This window comes from Rubellimicrobium thermophilum DSM 16684, from assembly GCF_000442315.1.
GTDB lineage: Bacteria > Pseudomonadota > Alphaproteobacteria > Rhodobacterales > Rhodobacteraceae > Rubellimicrobium > Rubellimicrobium thermophilum.
Map to the genome: position 1 here is coordinate 1,235,532 of NZ_KE557320.1, position 14,223 is coordinate 1,249,754.

General features: G+C 69.6%; 10 protein-coding genes and 4 pseudogenes. 4 read left to right on the forward strand and 10 right to left on the reverse strand.

The genetic code is table 11. The annotated features are described in order from the left end of the window. Positions 1 to 428, reverse strand: a pseudogene (locus RUTHE_RS17475) (capsule biosynthesis protein); the annotation flags it as partial. Further along, positions 412 to 1,065, reverse strand: coding sequence for an ABC transporter ATP-binding protein (locus RUTHE_RS06980; protein WP_021097634.1), 654 nt, complete (start codon positions 1,063 to 1,065; stop codon positions 412 to 414). The gene RUTHE_RS06980 and the pseudogene RUTHE_RS17475, both read right to left, overlap by 17 nt. A 105-nt stretch (positions 1,066 to 1,170) precedes the next feature. On the opposite strand from RUTHE_RS06980, the pseudogene RUTHE_RS06985 reads away from it, so the two are divergent. Together RUTHE_RS06985 and RUTHE_RS06990 are read left to right on the forward strand one after the other, a co-directional pair. Then, positions 1,171 to 1,825 (forward strand): annotated as a pseudogene (locus RUTHE_RS06985) (uracil-DNA glycosylase family protein). Further along, positions 1,815 to 2,567, forward strand: coding sequence for a hypothetical protein (locus RUTHE_RS06990; RefSeq protein WP_021097636.1), 753 nt, complete (start codon positions 1,815 to 1,817; stop codon positions 2,565 to 2,567). Before RUTHE_RS06985 ends, RUTHE_RS06990 begins: the two are co-directional and overlap by 11 nt. Positions 2,568 to 2,594: 27 nt before the next feature. Here the strand turns inward: RUTHE_RS06990 and RUTHE_RS06995 are convergent, their stop codons facing one another. The 4 genes and pseudogenes from RUTHE_RS06995 to RUTHE_RS07010 all read right to left on the reverse strand — a co-directional run bounded on the left by RUTHE_RS06995 (position 2,595) and on the right by RUTHE_RS07010 (position 5,684). Next, positions 2,595 to 3,572, reverse strand: a complete 978-nt coding sequence (locus tag RUTHE_RS06995) for an aspartate carbamoyltransferase catalytic subunit (protein WP_021097637.1) — start codon at positions 3,570 to 3,572, stop codon at positions 2,595 to 2,597. A 65-nt stretch (positions 3,573 to 3,637) separates the two neighbouring features. After that, positions 3,638 to 4,401 (reverse strand): annotated as a pseudogene (locus RUTHE_RS07000) (TSUP family transporter). Further along, a pseudogene (gene serB / locus RUTHE_RS07005) lies at positions 4,398 to 5,296 on the reverse strand (phosphoserine phosphatase SerB). The pseudogenes RUTHE_RS07000 and serB overlap by 4 nt, the downstream one beginning before the upstream one ends. A gap of 127 nt (positions 5,297 to 5,423) precedes the next feature. Beyond that, entirely contained in the window at positions 5,424 to 5,684 is a 261-nt protein-coding gene (locus RUTHE_RS07010; RefSeq protein ID WP_021097640.1) for a hypothetical protein, read from the reverse strand. Positions 5,685 to 5,978: 294 nt separating this feature from the next. On the opposite strand from RUTHE_RS07010, the gene RUTHE_RS07015 reads away from it, so the two are divergent. Then, positions 5,979 to 7,145: a phosphoserine transaminase gene (locus RUTHE_RS07015; protein WP_021097641.1), complete on the forward strand. Its 1,167-nt coding sequence runs from the start codon at positions 5,979 to 5,981 to the stop codon at positions 7,143 to 7,145. A gap of 74 nt (positions 7,146 to 7,219) precedes the next feature. Next, positions 7,220 to 8,815, forward strand: coding sequence for a phosphoglycerate dehydrogenase (gene serA / locus RUTHE_RS07020; protein ID WP_021097642.1), 1,596 nt, complete (start codon positions 7,220 to 7,222; stop codon positions 8,813 to 8,815). A 46-nt stretch (positions 8,816 to 8,861) separates the two neighbouring features. On the opposite strand, the gene RUTHE_RS07025 is transcribed toward serA, so the two are convergent. From RUTHE_RS07025 to RUTHE_RS07040, 4 genes are read right to left on the reverse strand one after another with little or no spacing between them, the layout of a single operon-like run. Further along, a complete protein-coding gene (locus RUTHE_RS07025) occupies positions 8,862 to 9,893 on the reverse strand; it encodes a lipocalin-like domain-containing protein (protein WP_021097643.1) in 1,032 nt (343 codons plus the stop codon). After that, positions 9,883 to 12,276, reverse strand: a complete 2,394-nt coding sequence (locus tag RUTHE_RS07030; RefSeq protein ID WP_021097644.1) for an FtsX-like permease family protein — start codon at positions 12,274 to 12,276, stop codon at positions 9,883 to 9,885. Before RUTHE_RS07030 ends, RUTHE_RS07025 begins: the two co-directional genes overlap by 11 nt. Beyond that, positions 12,273 to 12,932 carry an ABC transporter ATP-binding protein gene (locus RUTHE_RS07035; protein WP_021097645.1) on the reverse strand — a complete coding sequence of 220 codons (660 nt, stop codon included), beginning with the start codon at positions 12,930 to 12,932 and terminating at the stop codon, positions 12,273 to 12,275. Before RUTHE_RS07035 ends, RUTHE_RS07030 begins: the two co-directional genes overlap by 4 nt. Further along, positions 12,929 to 14,071 carry a hypothetical protein gene (locus RUTHE_RS07040; protein WP_021097646.1) on the reverse strand — a complete coding sequence of 381 codons (1,143 nt, stop codon included), beginning with the start codon at positions 14,069 to 14,071 and terminating at the stop codon, positions 12,929 to 12,931. The genes RUTHE_RS07035 and RUTHE_RS07040 overlap by 4 nt, the downstream gene beginning before the upstream one ends. Positions 14,072 to 14,223: the final 152 nt, after the last annotated feature.

Sequence of the window (14,223 nt, forward strand, 5' to 3'; positions counted from 1 at the left end):
GCGGAGGGGGCCTCGTCCTGCGCCTCGCTGCGTCCGCCCTGCACCAGTTGCAGGAAGCTCGTCTGTTGGAAGGGATCGATGCCCCTGGCGCGCAGCTGGCGCACCGCATCGAAATCCGACACGACGGTGAGCCCGTGTTTCTGCGCCACGCGCCGCGCCATGCGGAGCTGCCGCCCGGTCAGTCCCTCGCGGCGGATGGCCTCGATGCTGTCGTCCTCGGCGCCGGGCGCCTCCCCCGCGAGGGGGCTGCCGGGCCGGTCATAGGGCTGCAGGGCATGGCCCGTGACGGCGCCCCCCCTCCCGCCCTGGCCGACGGCCATCGCCTGGGGCGTTGCGATCTCTGCGGCAGCCTCCGGCAGGATCATCCCCTCGCTCAGGGGGGTGTCGCGGCGCAGGCGAAATCGGCGGACCCTAGGCTTCGTAGTCATAGAGTTCCCTGGCCTCTTCGAGAGAGTCGAACAGATGCAGCCGCCCGTCCCTGAGCACCGCCGCCTGGCGGACGAAACGGCGCAGCACCTCGGGCTGGTGCGAGACGATGACCACGGTCGTCCGTTCGAGCCTTTCGCGCAGGATTTCTCCGGCGCGGCGGTTGAAAGCGGCATCCGTGGTCTGCGGCATGCCTTCGTCGATCAGATAGATATCGAAATCGAGAGCGAGCATCAGCGAGAAGGTAAAGCGCGATCGCATCCCCTGGCTGTAGGTGCCGACCGGCATGTCGAAATATTCGCCGATCCCGGCAAGCCAGCGGCAGAAGGCTTCGACGTAATCCGGATCGAGCCCGTAGAGGCGGGCGATGTAGCGGGCATTCTCGCGCGCGCTGTGGCGGGGCACCACTCCGCCCATGAAACCCAGCGGGAAGGAGACGCGGCAGCTTCGCCGCACGGTTCCCTCATCGGGCTTCTCGAGGCCGGCCATCATGTTGATGAGGGTCGTCTTGCCGGTTCCGTTGGCCGCCAGGATGCCCAGAGAGCGGCCCAGTTCGACCTTGAACGAGGCCTTCTCCAGGATCACCTTGCGGCGTGTCCCGGTCCAGAAGGACTTGCTGACCTGGTCGAACTCGATCATCCGGTCTCGATCCCCCTCGCCTTGCGAAGGCCCAGCATAGCGCCTTGCGATGAAGAAGTGATGGAAGATCTGGATGCGGATTGTGGCGGAAAGACGCGCGGAATGATGGAAATCTCTGGCCTGTTCCGTGACCGGAAACAATCTGCCGTTGCAAGGCCGGAAACAGCGGCAGAACAACCTGTCTGGGATCGGATTGCCGCCTGTCGTCTGTGCGCCGCGCGCTTTGCCGCCACCGCCACGGCCCATGAGCCGCGCCCGGTGGTCTGGTTCCGCCCCGGGGCGCGGCTTCTGATCGCCTCGCAGGCGCCGGGTGCGCGCGCCCATGCCTCGGGTATTCCCTTCTCGGACGCCTCGGGCGACAGGCTTCGCCACTGGATGGGAATCGGCCCCGAGGAATTCTACGACCGCCGCAAGGTGGCCATCCTGCCGATGGGTTTCTGCTTTCCCGGCTATGATGCAAAGGGCGCCGACATTCCCCCCCCCTGCCATCTGCGCCGCCACCTGGCGAGAGCAGGCTCTGGCCGTGCTGCCGGGTCTGCGACTCACGCTGCTGATCGGGGGGGCAGCGCAGGACTGGCATCTGGGGCGGGGCACCGTGACCGAACGGGTGCGGAACTGGCGCCGTCATGCGCCGTCCGTCTTTGTCCTGCCGCATCCGTCCTGGCGCAACACGGCCTGGCTCGGGCGCAATCCGTGGTTCGCGGCCGAGCTGCTTCCGGCCCTGCGGACCCGTGTGAGGGAGGTCCTCGATGGCAACTGAAACGGCCCTTGCCCGGGCGGCCCGGCTGTGGCTGTCGCGGCCAGAGGAAGATGCCGCCCGTCTGGCCTTCTACGAGGCCCTGTCGGGTGCCGAACTGGTCCTGCCGATCGCCTCGGACATGGCGGGTGACGCGGTGGAGCCCGAGATGGCCGATCTGGGCGGCGTGCCCCATGTCGTGGCCCATGACGGGGTGGCCGGGCTGGAGGGCCGCGCGCCCCACCCGACGGCAAGCCTTTCGGGCCTTGCCCTGGCCCGGATGCTGGAAGGGCAGGGAACGGGAATCGCTCTTCATGTCCGCGGCCTGTCCGAGCCCCTTGCCATTGCCCCCGAGGCAGTGGACTGGCTGGCGCGCAGCCTCGGGCGCGGGCCCGAACAGACCGAGGCACGGCCCCTTGCCGCCTATCCGCCGCAGGGGCTGACCCCGGCGCTTCTGGCAGCGCTGGACCGGCGCCTGGCCCAGGCAGAGGGGATGGCGACAGCGGCCTGGCTCGCCGCCGTGGACTGGTCGGACGGCTCGCGGGGGCATCTGCTGGCCGTCGTGGATGCGCGGCCCGGAACCGAAGAGGCGATCGCCTCGGGCCTGCATGCCGCGGTCGCCCTCTCGGGGGCCGAAGGGTTGCAGATGGACGTGACCTTCCTTTCGGCGGATGATCCGGTGCTGGCCCGGCTGGCCCGGGTCGGCCTGCGCTTCGACATCACCTCGCCGACAGCGACGCCCGCCGGTCCGCCGCGGTTGCGGTGACATCCGGGAATGCCCGGGCCGGATCGCTCAGCCGAACAGGTCCGCGATCTCGCCCATCGCGGCCCGGCCGCGGGCCGCCCGGAGATTGCGGGCCAGCAGATCCATCGCCGCCATGCGCACGGCGACGCCCATCTCCACCTGCGTCTGGATCACCGATCGCGTGACGTCGTCGGCGATGGCGCCGTCGATCTCCACCCCCCGGTTCATGGGACCGGGATGCATGACGATGGCATCGGGCGCGGCATGGGCCAGCTTGGCCGCATCGAGGCCGTAGCGATGGAAATATTCCCGCTCGGAGGGGACATGGGCGCCCTCCATCCGCTCGCGCTGGAGGCGCAGCATCATCACGACATCGGCGCCCCGCAGCCCCTCCTCCATGTCGTGATAGACTTCGCAGCCCATCTCGGCGATGCCGGCGGGCATCAGCGTCGGCGGCGCGACAAGGCGGATGCGATTCTCCATCCGCTGCAGAAGCAGGATGTTGGAGCGGGCGACGCGACTGTGGGCGATGTCGCCGCAGATGGCAATCGACAGGCGGTGCAGCCGTCCCTTCGCCCGGCGGATCGTCAGCGCGTCGAGCAGCGCCTGGGTCGGATGTTCATGCCGCCCGTCGCCCGCATTCAGGACGGCGCAGTTCGTCACCTTCTGCGCCAGAAGCGCCACCGCCCCCGACATGGCATGCCGGACCACGAGCAGATCAGGGCGCATCGCATTGAGCGTCAGCGCCGTGTCGATCAGCGTCTCGCCCTTGCGCAGGGAGGTGCTCGAGGCGGCCATCGTCATCACCTCGGCCCCGAGGCGCCGACCGGCCAGCTCGAAGCTGGCCTGGGTGCGGGTGGAGGGCTCGAAGAACAGGTTGATCTGGGTCAGCCCCTCGAGCGCGTCTCCGGCAGGCAGACCCCGGCGCATCCGTTCGGCATACTGGTCGGCTAGATCGAGAAGGGTCGTGATCTCTGCCGGATGCAGGCCTTCGATGCCGAGAAGATGGGTCTGGCGGAAGGGCATGGGGTCCTCGTCTGCGCGCCGGGCGCCGCCTTCCTAGGCGCGCCGCTGTCCGGCGTCCAGCGGCCTCAGCCCTGCAGGGCCTGCCACAGAAGGCGCAACGCCATCGCCACAGAGGTCACCACCAGAAGGGGGCGGATCAGTCGCGCGCCCACGCGCACCGCCGCCCGCGCCCCGATCTGGGCGCCCGCAGCCTGCGCCACGCCCATCACCAGACCGGCCACCCACCATGGTTCGGCCACCGCGGCAAAGACCGCCATCGCCCCGACATTGGAGGCGAAGTTGAGCAGCTTGGTATGGGCCGTGGCGCGCAGCAGACCATGACCGCGCAGCGTGACGAAGCCCAGCATGAAGAAGGATCCGGTCCCTGGCCCAGCACACCATCATAGAAGGCGATTCCGGGGACCGCCGTCGCCGCGAAGGCCGAGGCAGAGAGGCGCTCGGCCCGGTTCCTGTCATCAAGTCCGCGGCGCAGGGCAAAGTAGCAGGCGACGCCGATCAGGAGAACCGGCAGGCCAAGGCGGATCGCCTCGGCGGGCAGGCGCGAGGCGAGCAGCGCCCCCGCGCCGGCGGCGGCAGCGGCGATCAGCGCCGGAGCGGCCTGCGCCCGCAGATCCACCTGCCCCGCGCGGGCATAGTGCAGCGCGGCCGAGGCGGTCCCGAACAATCCCTGAAGCTTGTTCGTCGCCAGCGCCGTGACGGGCGGCGCCCCCGCCAGCAGGATCGCCGGCAGGGCGAGCAGCCCCCCGCCCCCGGCGATCGAATCGATGATGCCGGCCAGAAGCGCAGCCAGCGCCAGAAGCGCCAGCACCTGCGGATCGAGAGGGTTCATGCGGCGAAATCCGCCCGGGCATAGCCCTGCAGATAAAGCAGCGCAGTCAGATCCGCATGGTTGACGCGCAGCGGACATTCCGCCTGGACAGCCGGCTTGGCGTGGACCGCAACCCCCAGCCCCGCAAGCCGCAACATGCCGAGGTCGTTGGCCCCGTCACCCACGGCCAGCACGTCCTCCGGCCCGAGGCCCAGCCGGGCCGTCACCTCCTTCAGCGCCGTGACCTTGGCCTCGCGCCCCAGGATCGGCTCGGCCACCTCGCCCGTCAGGCGGCCGCCCTCGGACAGCAGGCGGTTCGCCCGCGCTTCATGGAAGCCCAGCGCCCTTGCCACCGGCTCGGCGAAGGACAGGAACCCGCCCGAGACCAGCATACAATGCGCCCCCCCTGCACCATGGTGGCAACCAGCGCACGGGCACCGGGGGCGAGCGTGATGCGGTCCGCCAGAACCCGGGCAATGACCGCTTCGGGCAGGCCGCGCAACAGGGCGACCCGTTCGCGCAAGGCGCCCTCGAAGCCGATCTCGCCATTCATGGCGCGTGCGGTAATGGCGGCGACGCGCTGGCCCAGGCCGGCCTCGGCCGCGAGTTCGTCGATGCATTCCTGCCCGATCATGGTGGAATCCATGTCGGCCAGCAGAACCCGCTTGCGCCGCCTGGCCGCCGGAACAAGGAGGAGATCGACGCCTTCGCCCTGAAGGGCCTGCCACCGTTCCTCCAGATCCGCCGGCCTGGCATTCAGCGGAAATTCGGCGGCCTCGGCCTGAGAGAGCCAGAACGGCGTGCCCCCATTCCACGCCTCGCGCAGATCGGCCACATGGCGGGGGCTCAGATCGCCGGGGCGCGCCACCAGCACCGCGACCCATGCGGGGGTGTCCAGTCCGTCGCTCGATGTCATGATGGGCTTCGGCTCCCCCTTTCTCCGGTCGGCCGTTCCTGTCGCTCTCACCGGATTGCCGGCCAGCCGCACCGGGCGGGATGACAGGCTGCGCATCCCGGTCCGGCCACATCCGGAAAAGGGACCGTCAGAGGTCTTCGTCGTCCTGTCCGGCCTCCCCGGCGCCGGCCGCGCGGCGCGCCTTGAGCCGTTCGATGGTGTTCAAGACCCGGCGCGCGGTGGCCAGATGGGGCTTCTGCCCCTCCCTGCCGAGCTCCTTCCACTGGGCCTTGTCCATCCCCGAGATCACCCGCGCCACCTGCCGGATCAACTTGCGGTCACGATCCGGACCGGAGGATGCCTCTGCCGCCTCCGCATGGCCGGCTTCGATGTCGTCGATACTGTCCACGCCACTCTCCCCGCATCATGGCCATCGGCCCTGAACGCAATCTGCCCCGGGCTTCGTCACGCTATGCCTGTCCCGGCCCGGCGGCAAGCGGTTCCCCCATCGGCCGCCCTTCGCCCGCCGGCATGAGGAGCCCGCGGGTTTCCGATAGTGGATGATCCGTCCATGCCACGGGCAGAAGAAACCGCACGGAGGGGCCCGGTGTCCGATTCGGCGCTTGCACCGCCGGACACTGCTGCCTAGCACCGGCGGCGGGACATCCCCCCCCAACGGGGGACGCTTATCTGGAAGGATATCATGACGGCCCTGCCCCTCCCGCCCAAGCCGGCGGTGCTTCCCCGCAATCCGCGTTTTTCGTCCGGTCCCTGCGCCAAGCCGCCGGGCTGGGAGCTCGCCTGGCTTTCGGGCGCCTCGCTCGGCCGATCGCACCGGGCCACGGAAGGCAAGGCGAGGTTGCAGGAGGCGATCGACCTCACCCGCGCCGTCCTGGAGGTGCCGGACAGCCACCGCATCGGGATCGTGCCGGCCTCGGACACCGGCGCCGTCGAGATGGCGATGTGGACGATGCTGGGCGCACGGCCCGTCGAGATGCTGGCCTGGGAGTCCTTCGGCGAAGGCTGGGTCACCGATGCCGTGAAGCAGCTGCGGCTCGAGGCCCGGGTCACCCGCGCGGATTACGGGCGCCTGCCCGATCTTGCGGCCGTGGACTGGGACAGGGATGTGGTGCTGACCTGGAACGGCACCACATCGGGTGTCCGTGTCCCGGAGGGCTTTGCGCCCCCTGCGGAACGGGGCGGCCTCGTGATCGCCGACGCGACCTCGGCCGCCTTCGCGCAGCGCCTGCCCTGGGAGCGGCTCGATGTCGTGACCTTCTCCTGGCAGAAGGTCATGGGCGGAGAGGCGGCCCATGGCGTCCTCATCCTCGGGCCACGCGCGGTGGAGCGCCTCGAGAGCTACACGCCTGATCGCCCGCTGCCGAAGATCTTCCGCCTGACATCGAAGGGAAAGCTCATCGAGGGGATCTTCCGCGGCGAGACGATCAACACCCCCTCCATGCTCTGTGTCGAGGACTGGATCGCGGCGCTGCGCTGGGGGCAGTCGATCGGCGGCCTGCCGGCCCTGATCGCCCGGGCGGATGCCAATGCGCAGGCGGTCTGGGATTTCTGCGACAGGCGGGACTGGATCGCCAATCTCGCCGAGGATCCGGCCACGCGCTCCAACACCTCGGTCTGCCTGAAATTCACCGATCCGCGCATCGCCGACGGGGCAGCCTTTGCCAAGGCGGTCGCAAGACGGCTCGAGGCGGAAGGCGCGGCCCTGGATGTGGGGGCCTATCGCGATGCGCCGCCGGGTCTGCGCATCTGGTGCGGGGCCACGGTCGAGCGGCACGACATCGAGGCGATGCTCCCCTGGCTCGACTGGGCCTTCCAGGCCGAGATTGCCGCCGCCGCCCGCGCCGCCTGACGGCCGCGTCCCTTCCTCCTGCGGGCGGGGTCGTCCCGCCTGCCCCCTTCCCCGCTTTTCAGATGGAGCCCCCCATGGCCCCCCGTGTGCTCATCTCCGACGAACTGTCGCCTGCCGCCGTCCAGATCTTCCGCGACCGCGGCGTGGAGGTCGATTATCAGCCCCGTCTCGGCAAGGACAAGGACGCCCTGCTGGCTGCCATCCCGGCCTATGACGGGCTGGCCATCCGCTCTGCCACCAAGGTGACCGAGAAACTGATCGCCGCGGCCACGAATCTGAAGGTCATCGGGCGCGCCGGCATCGGCGTGGACAATGTGGACATCCCCGCCGCCAGCCGCCGCGGCATCATCGTGATGAACACGCCCTTCGGCAACTCGATCACCACGGCCGAACATGCCATCGCCATGATGATGGCGGTGGCGCGCCAGATCCCGGAAGCGAATGCCTCCACCCATGCCGGCAAATGGGAGAAGTCGCGCTTCATGGGGGTGGAGATCACGGGCAAGACGCTGGGCGTGATCGGTGCGGGCAATATCGGCTCGATCGTCTGCGACCGTGCCCGCGGCCTGAAGATGAAGGTCATCGCCTATGACCCCTTCCTGTCCGAGGAGCGGGCGACCGAATTGCAGGTGGAGAAGGTCTCTCTCGACGATCTTCTGGCTCGGGCCGATTTCATCACGCTGCATGTGCCGCTGACGGATCAGACACGGAACATCCTCTCGGCCGAGGCGATCGCGCGGACCAAGCCGGGCGTGCGGATCATCAACTGTGCGCGCGGCGGTCTTGTGGACGAGGCCGCCCTGGCCGAGGCCCTGAAGGCGGGGCATGTGGCCGGAGCGGCCTTCGATGTCTTCGAGGTCGAACCGGCCACCGAGTCGCCTCTCTTCGGTCTGCCCAATGTCGTGGTCACGCCGCATCTGGGGGCCTCCACCACCGAGGCGCAGGAGAACGTGGCCCTCCAGATCGCCGAGCAGATGTCGGATTATCTGTTGACGGGGGCAGTCTCGAACGCCCTCAACATGCCTTCGGTGACGGCCGAGGAGGCACGGATCATGGGCCCCTGGATCCGTCTCGCCGGCCATCTCGGCCATTTTGTCGGCCAGATGACGGACGAGCCCATCAAGGCGATCAACGTGCTCTATGACGGAATCGCCGCCGGGATGAACACGGCAGCACTCAGTTCCGCGGTCATCGCCGGAATCATGCGCCGGGTGAACCCGGACGTGAATCTCGTCTCCGCGCCGGTGATCGCGCGCGAACGGGGGATCCATGTCAGCACCACGAGGCAGGATCAGTCCGGCATCTTCGAGGGCTACATCAAGGTCACCGTGGCGACCGACCTGCGCGAGCGGAGCGTGGCCGGAACCGTGTTCTCGGACGGCAAGCCGCGCTTCATCCAGATCAAGGGCATCAATGTCGATGCCGAAATCGGGGCGCACATGGTCTACACGACCAACGAGGATGTCCCCGGCATCATCGGCGCCCTGGGCCAGACGATGGGTGCGAACGGCGTCAACATCGCCAACTTCACCCTGGGCCGCAGCACGCGCGGCGGAGAGGCCATCGCCATCCTCTATGTGGACGATCCCGTGCCGGAGGCCGTTCTCGACCAGCTTCGGGCCACCGGTCTGTTCCAGCAGGTCAAGGCGCTGCGTTTCGACGTGGCCTGAGGGAAGGCGGATCGCGGAATCTCCGGGGGCGGCGGCCCCCGGCCTTTCAGTAGCCCGTCATCTCCAGATATCCGCGTCCCTGGTGCGACCCCCTGACCGTGACCGGCCCCTCCCAGTAGGGAATGGACACATCCATCCAGGCCTGCGGATTGAGGGCCGCCACCGTGGCATCGAGACCCCGCTCCGGCAGCGTCACGCGCCAGCGGACGGGCACCTCGCGGCCCGCCACCCTGGCTGTCGCGAGAGGTTCGGCCGTGAAGGCCCCGTCGGAATAAGGCGCGGGGGTGCCGTCGGGGGCGATCCATGTCGCCGACGTGAAGGCCGTCCCGTCCCGCGCGTTCAGGCGAAAGCCCATCAGCTTCTCGCCCGTCTCGAAGGAGAGCGAAAACCAGTCCCAGCCGGTCTGCTCCGCCGCCAAGGGCTGGGACGACCATTCCCGGTCCAGCCAGGCCTGCCCCGTGACGGCGACATCGCCCGCGGGCAGGGTCAGCACCCCCTCGATGGCGAGAAAGGGCATGGAATAATACTGCGATGCCTGCCCCTGGGGCGACTTCACCGAATAGCCCGCCTCGCCCTGTAGCACCACCGGGCCTTCGGCACGCAGGCGCATGTCGAAGGACCAGTCCGGCCCCTGGGCGAACAGGAGGCTTTCACCCTCCAGCACTCCTTCAAGCCGCCATTCATCGATCCAGGCGGCAAAGGGGTCGGCCGTCACCCCCGCCTGTCCCGTCCCCCCGCGTGCAAGCCTTTCGGCCACATGATGCGCATCGGGCGTGGTGATCGCGGCATGACCCATCCAGAGCTGATCCTCCGGCGCCCCCCCGGGCGCGAGCGCCGTGCGGAACAGGGTCCACTGGATCCCGTAGGGCGTGCCGTCTGCCGCTTCGAGGGTGGCGGTCAGATACCACCACTCGATACGGAACATCTCGTGCGCGCCATGGTCGGCCGGGAAGACGGGCGTCCAGCCCGGATCGGGCAGCGCAAAGCCCTGGGCCGCCGTCCCGAGCCCGGCAAAGCCCTGCGCCGCGGCAGCGGCAGGCCACAGGCAGAGCAGGAGCGGAAACAACCTAGCGTTCATCGGCAAAGACCTTGAGAAGCCGCCCCGGCGGCGTCCGGGCGAGATGCCGCGCCGGCCAGGCGGCGGCCAGGGCCGCCACGAGAAGCGCCAGGACGAACAGCCGCAACCAGTCGAGCGGGAACAGCTTCATCGGCAACCGCCAGCCGAAGGCCTCGACATTGACGACCGCAAGCAGGACCCAGGCGAGCATCAGCCCCAGCGGCAAGGCCACAAGCCCCGTCAGGGCCGCAAGGCCGAGCGCACGGGCCAGCTCCGTCCACCCCAGGGTTGCGCGACGGACACCCAGCGCCCAGACCGGCGCCAACTGCGGCAGCCGCATATCCGCAAGCGTCAGGAGCGACATCAGGAGCGCGAAACCCGCAACCCCGAGGGTCAGCATGCTGAGGGCGGCGGTCACCGCGAAGGTGCGTTCGAAGACCTGCATCGAGAGAGTCTTGACCGCATGCTGATCCACGAGGCGGGCCGGATCCAGTCCGGCCGCCGACAGGTTCGCCGGCAGGATCCCCTCGGCATCGGGCGGCACATGCAGCGCAAAGCGCAGCGGCTCGACCCCGGGAAAGGTCGTCCGGAAGAGCTCTTCGGTCAGGATGGCCTGTCCGAGGGGATTGCCATAGTCGGCATAGACGGCGAGGACGGGGCGGATCAGGCCCGGAACGATCTCCAGCCCTGTCCCGGGCCAGAGCCCTGCCCGGCGCGCCAACTGTTCGCTGACGAAGACGCCCTCACCGGCGGCGAGGCGGTCCCACGGATCCGGCCGGGCGGCAAGAAAGCGCCAGTTCGCACGATAGACCGGATCATCGCGCAAGGCGAGAATTTCGGCGGGCTGGCCTGCAAGGACCAGATCCACACCCATCACGGGCACCGCCCTGACACCCTCCGGCAGGGCTGCAAGGAGCTGCTCCGCCTCTTCCGGCGTATCGGCCTGAACGTAGAATTCGAAGGCAAGACGCTGGTCGAGGAAGGCACGGAAGGTCTCGCGGAAGGAGGAGACCATGGTCGAGACGCCGAGGCTGGCCGCCATCGCAAGCAGCAGGGCCATGAATGCCAGCGAAAGACCCGGCAGCTCGGTCCGCGCATCGGCCCAGGCCCATCGTGCCAGCGGATGCCGGGCGAGGCGGTGCCCGGCCGACAGGATCCGGTCGAGCAGCAGCGGCAGAAGGAGGGCCGCCCCCACCATCAGCGCGCCCAGTGTCGCGAATCCCATGACCAGTCCGCGCCCCCACAGCGCGGCAGCCAGCGCTGCCGCCAGCAGGGCAAGCCCCGCCCCGGCCTGACGGATCGCACGCCTTGCGGCCCAACGGGCTCCGCCACGCCGCGTCCCCCCGGCCAGCAGGGGCATCGTGACCAGTCGATGCAGGGCCCCTGCTGCAGCAATGGCCGTGCCGGCCATGGCGATCGCAAGGGCGGAGGCCGCCCATCCCGGCCTGAAGCGGAGTGTCCCCGCAACTTCGGCGCCATAGAGTCCGCGCAGCGTGCCGGCGACGTCGGGCAGCAGCGCCGCCGCGACGAGATAGCCCAGAACCAGGCCGATGAGGCCCGCAACCGCCGCGAGGAAGGCCAGTTCGGCGGCCATGAGCCCGATCAGACCGCCGAGCGGCATGCCCAGGGCGCGCAATGTCCGCACCGTTGCATGCCGTTGCTCGAAGGCAAGGCCCACGGTCCCGTGCACGATGAACAGTCCGACGGCAAAGCTCAGAAGACCGAACGCGGTAAGGTTCAGATGAAAGCTCTCGGTGAGAGCCCCGGGATCCGCGTGCATCCCGGGCTCCTGCCGGCGCAGATGCGGGGCGACATCCTCCAGGGGTGGACGCCGCAGGGGCTGGACCGGCGCCAGGAGGAGATGACTGTATCCCTCGCGGCCCAGAAGGCGGGCCGCCATGCGCAGATCCGTCAGGGCCGTTCCCGGGGGGACATCCTCGCGCCCGATCAGGCTGGCGCCGGTCCCCTCCAGGGTTCCGAATGTCTCCGGGTGGGCGGCAAAGGCACCTTCCTCCGACAGGAAGGCCCCGAACTCGGCGCCTCGGGCGAGGGCCACGGGGGCGACCTCGGCCGGTGCGGTCAGGGGGTCGAAGCCGATGATGCGCAACCCGCCCCATCGCCCCTCGATCACCGGCGACACGAGCCATCCCGCCCGCCGCAGGGCCACGAATTCCGCCTCGCTGATGGTCCGGCCGGGCGGCGGCAGGAGGCGGACAAGACGGGCGCCGTCCAGGCTCTGGGACGCGGCGGCATAAGAGGCACGCGCCTCGGCATTGATGGCCTGCACCCCGGCCCACAGGGCCGTGGCCAGCGCAAGACCGGCGATCAGCGTGAAGAGCTGGAGCGGATGGCGCCGCCAGTGCGACAGCAAGGCCCGGGATGCGGTCCCCGCCAGCCCGGTCATGCGATGCGCCCGCCGGAAAGATGCGCGCGTGCCTGCATCCGGCCGGCCACCCGTTCCGAATGCGTGACACAGAGGAGGGCAGCCCCGCCTTGCGCCACCAGATCGAGCATCAGCTCGAGCACGGTCCCGGCGCTCGCTTCGTCCAGGTTGCCCGTCGGTTCGTCGGCCAGCACGATCTGCGGCCTTGCCGCGAGTGCGCGGGCGATGGCCACCCGCTGCTGCTGGCCACCCGACAGCTCCTCGGGATATTTGCCCAGATGCGGCACAAGCCCCAGCCTTTCGGCCAGATGCCGTTCCCAGTCCGTATCGCGCAGACCCTTCAGCCTCGCCTGAAAGGCGATGTTCGCCCCGGTATCGAGAGAGGGGATGAGATTGAACTGCTGGAACACGATGGCCACCCTCTCGCGCCGCAGACGGGCGCGGGCGCGATCATCGAGCGCGGTGACTTCGATCCCGGCCAGCCGGATGGATCCCGAATCGGGCTGGTCGAGCCCGGCGATCAGATGCAGCAGCGTGGACTTGCCCGATCCGGATTCCCCCGTGAGCGCGAGCGTGCGACCGGCCTCGAGCGAGAGGGACGCGCCCCGCAGGACCGGCACGGGGCCATCCGGTCCGGGATAGGCCTTGGCCAGGTCGCGGATCTCGAGCAGGGTCATCGGGCAGGCAGCCGCCGCAGTCTGGGGCCGATCAGCAGGAGGAGGGCAGCCAGGCTGCCCGCGACGATGGCGACGACGGCAAAGACGGCCCCTTCGCCGGTCAGGCCGAGAATGGGCCGCAACGCGAGAGCGCCCAGCGTGCTGCCGAGGACCGATGCCCCGAGAACGGCCGATCCCATGCGCGGATCCGTTCCCAGCAGACGGGTGGACCAGACATAGAAGCTTGGCCATGTGATCCCGACAAACGGCCCGGCCGCCACGAAACCCCAGCCGGGGGCCCCCGCCGCAGCGAGTGCGGCCATCGCCGCGGTTCCGCCGAGGCCGATCAGGAACAGCGCACCCGGCGGAATCAGCGGCGCAATCCGCCAGAGCGACAGGCGCCCCGCCAGATAGGCCGTGAAGAAGCCGGAAAGGAGGCGCGCGGCCTCGGCCTCCGACAGGCCCAGATCGATCAGGGCGGCCACACCGAAGCCCGTCAGCGCCCCCTCCATGGCCACCGCCAGGAGGACCGGCAGCAGAAGCAGCAGCCGCGCATCGCGCAAGGGCGGCAGGCCGCGCACCCCTTCGACCCGAGGCGGATCAGACGGCGCGCCAAGCAGGGATAACAGCAGCAGGGCTGCAACGGCACCGAGGACCGGCGCCGGCTGTCCTCCGACCAGGATGACCGCAAAGGGCGCCAGGATCGCACCGGCCCCGAATGTCGCGTTGACAAGGCCGACCATGGCCGCGCCGCGTGCCCCGAATTCGGTCAGGAAGCGGCGGTTGACGACCTGCACGACCATCCCGAACCCCATCCCCGACAGCATGGCTCCGGCCAGGGCGATCCCCCAGACAGGGGCAAGCGTCAGGCCTGTGGTTCCCAGTGTCAGAAGCCCGAGGCCGGTCCGCAGGGTCACGACCGGCATCCCCGTCACCCCCGCCGCGATCGTCAGCAGGGCGCCTGCCCCATGCGCCGCAAGGAGCAGGCCCCCCTCGCCCGGGCCGAGGCCGAAGACCCGCGACCAGACCGGCAGCGAGAGCCCGTAGAGCGCAGCCAGCGCCCCGGCGAGCAGGAAGCTCAACATTCCGGAGGCAAAGAGCCGGCGGTCGAAGGACCTGTCCGGCAGGACGCCGGGGCGATCAGCGGGGGTGACGGTCATGAGGCCAGCTCCGGAGCTGTCCATCCATGCGTCATCCGCTGCGGAAGATCCAGATGGACCGGTGGGGCCTGCCGTCCGGCGATGAGGCGTTCCGCCGGCCCTTCCCGGCAGGACGGGATAACGGCCTGCATGAGGCTGGGGCCGGCCTTCCG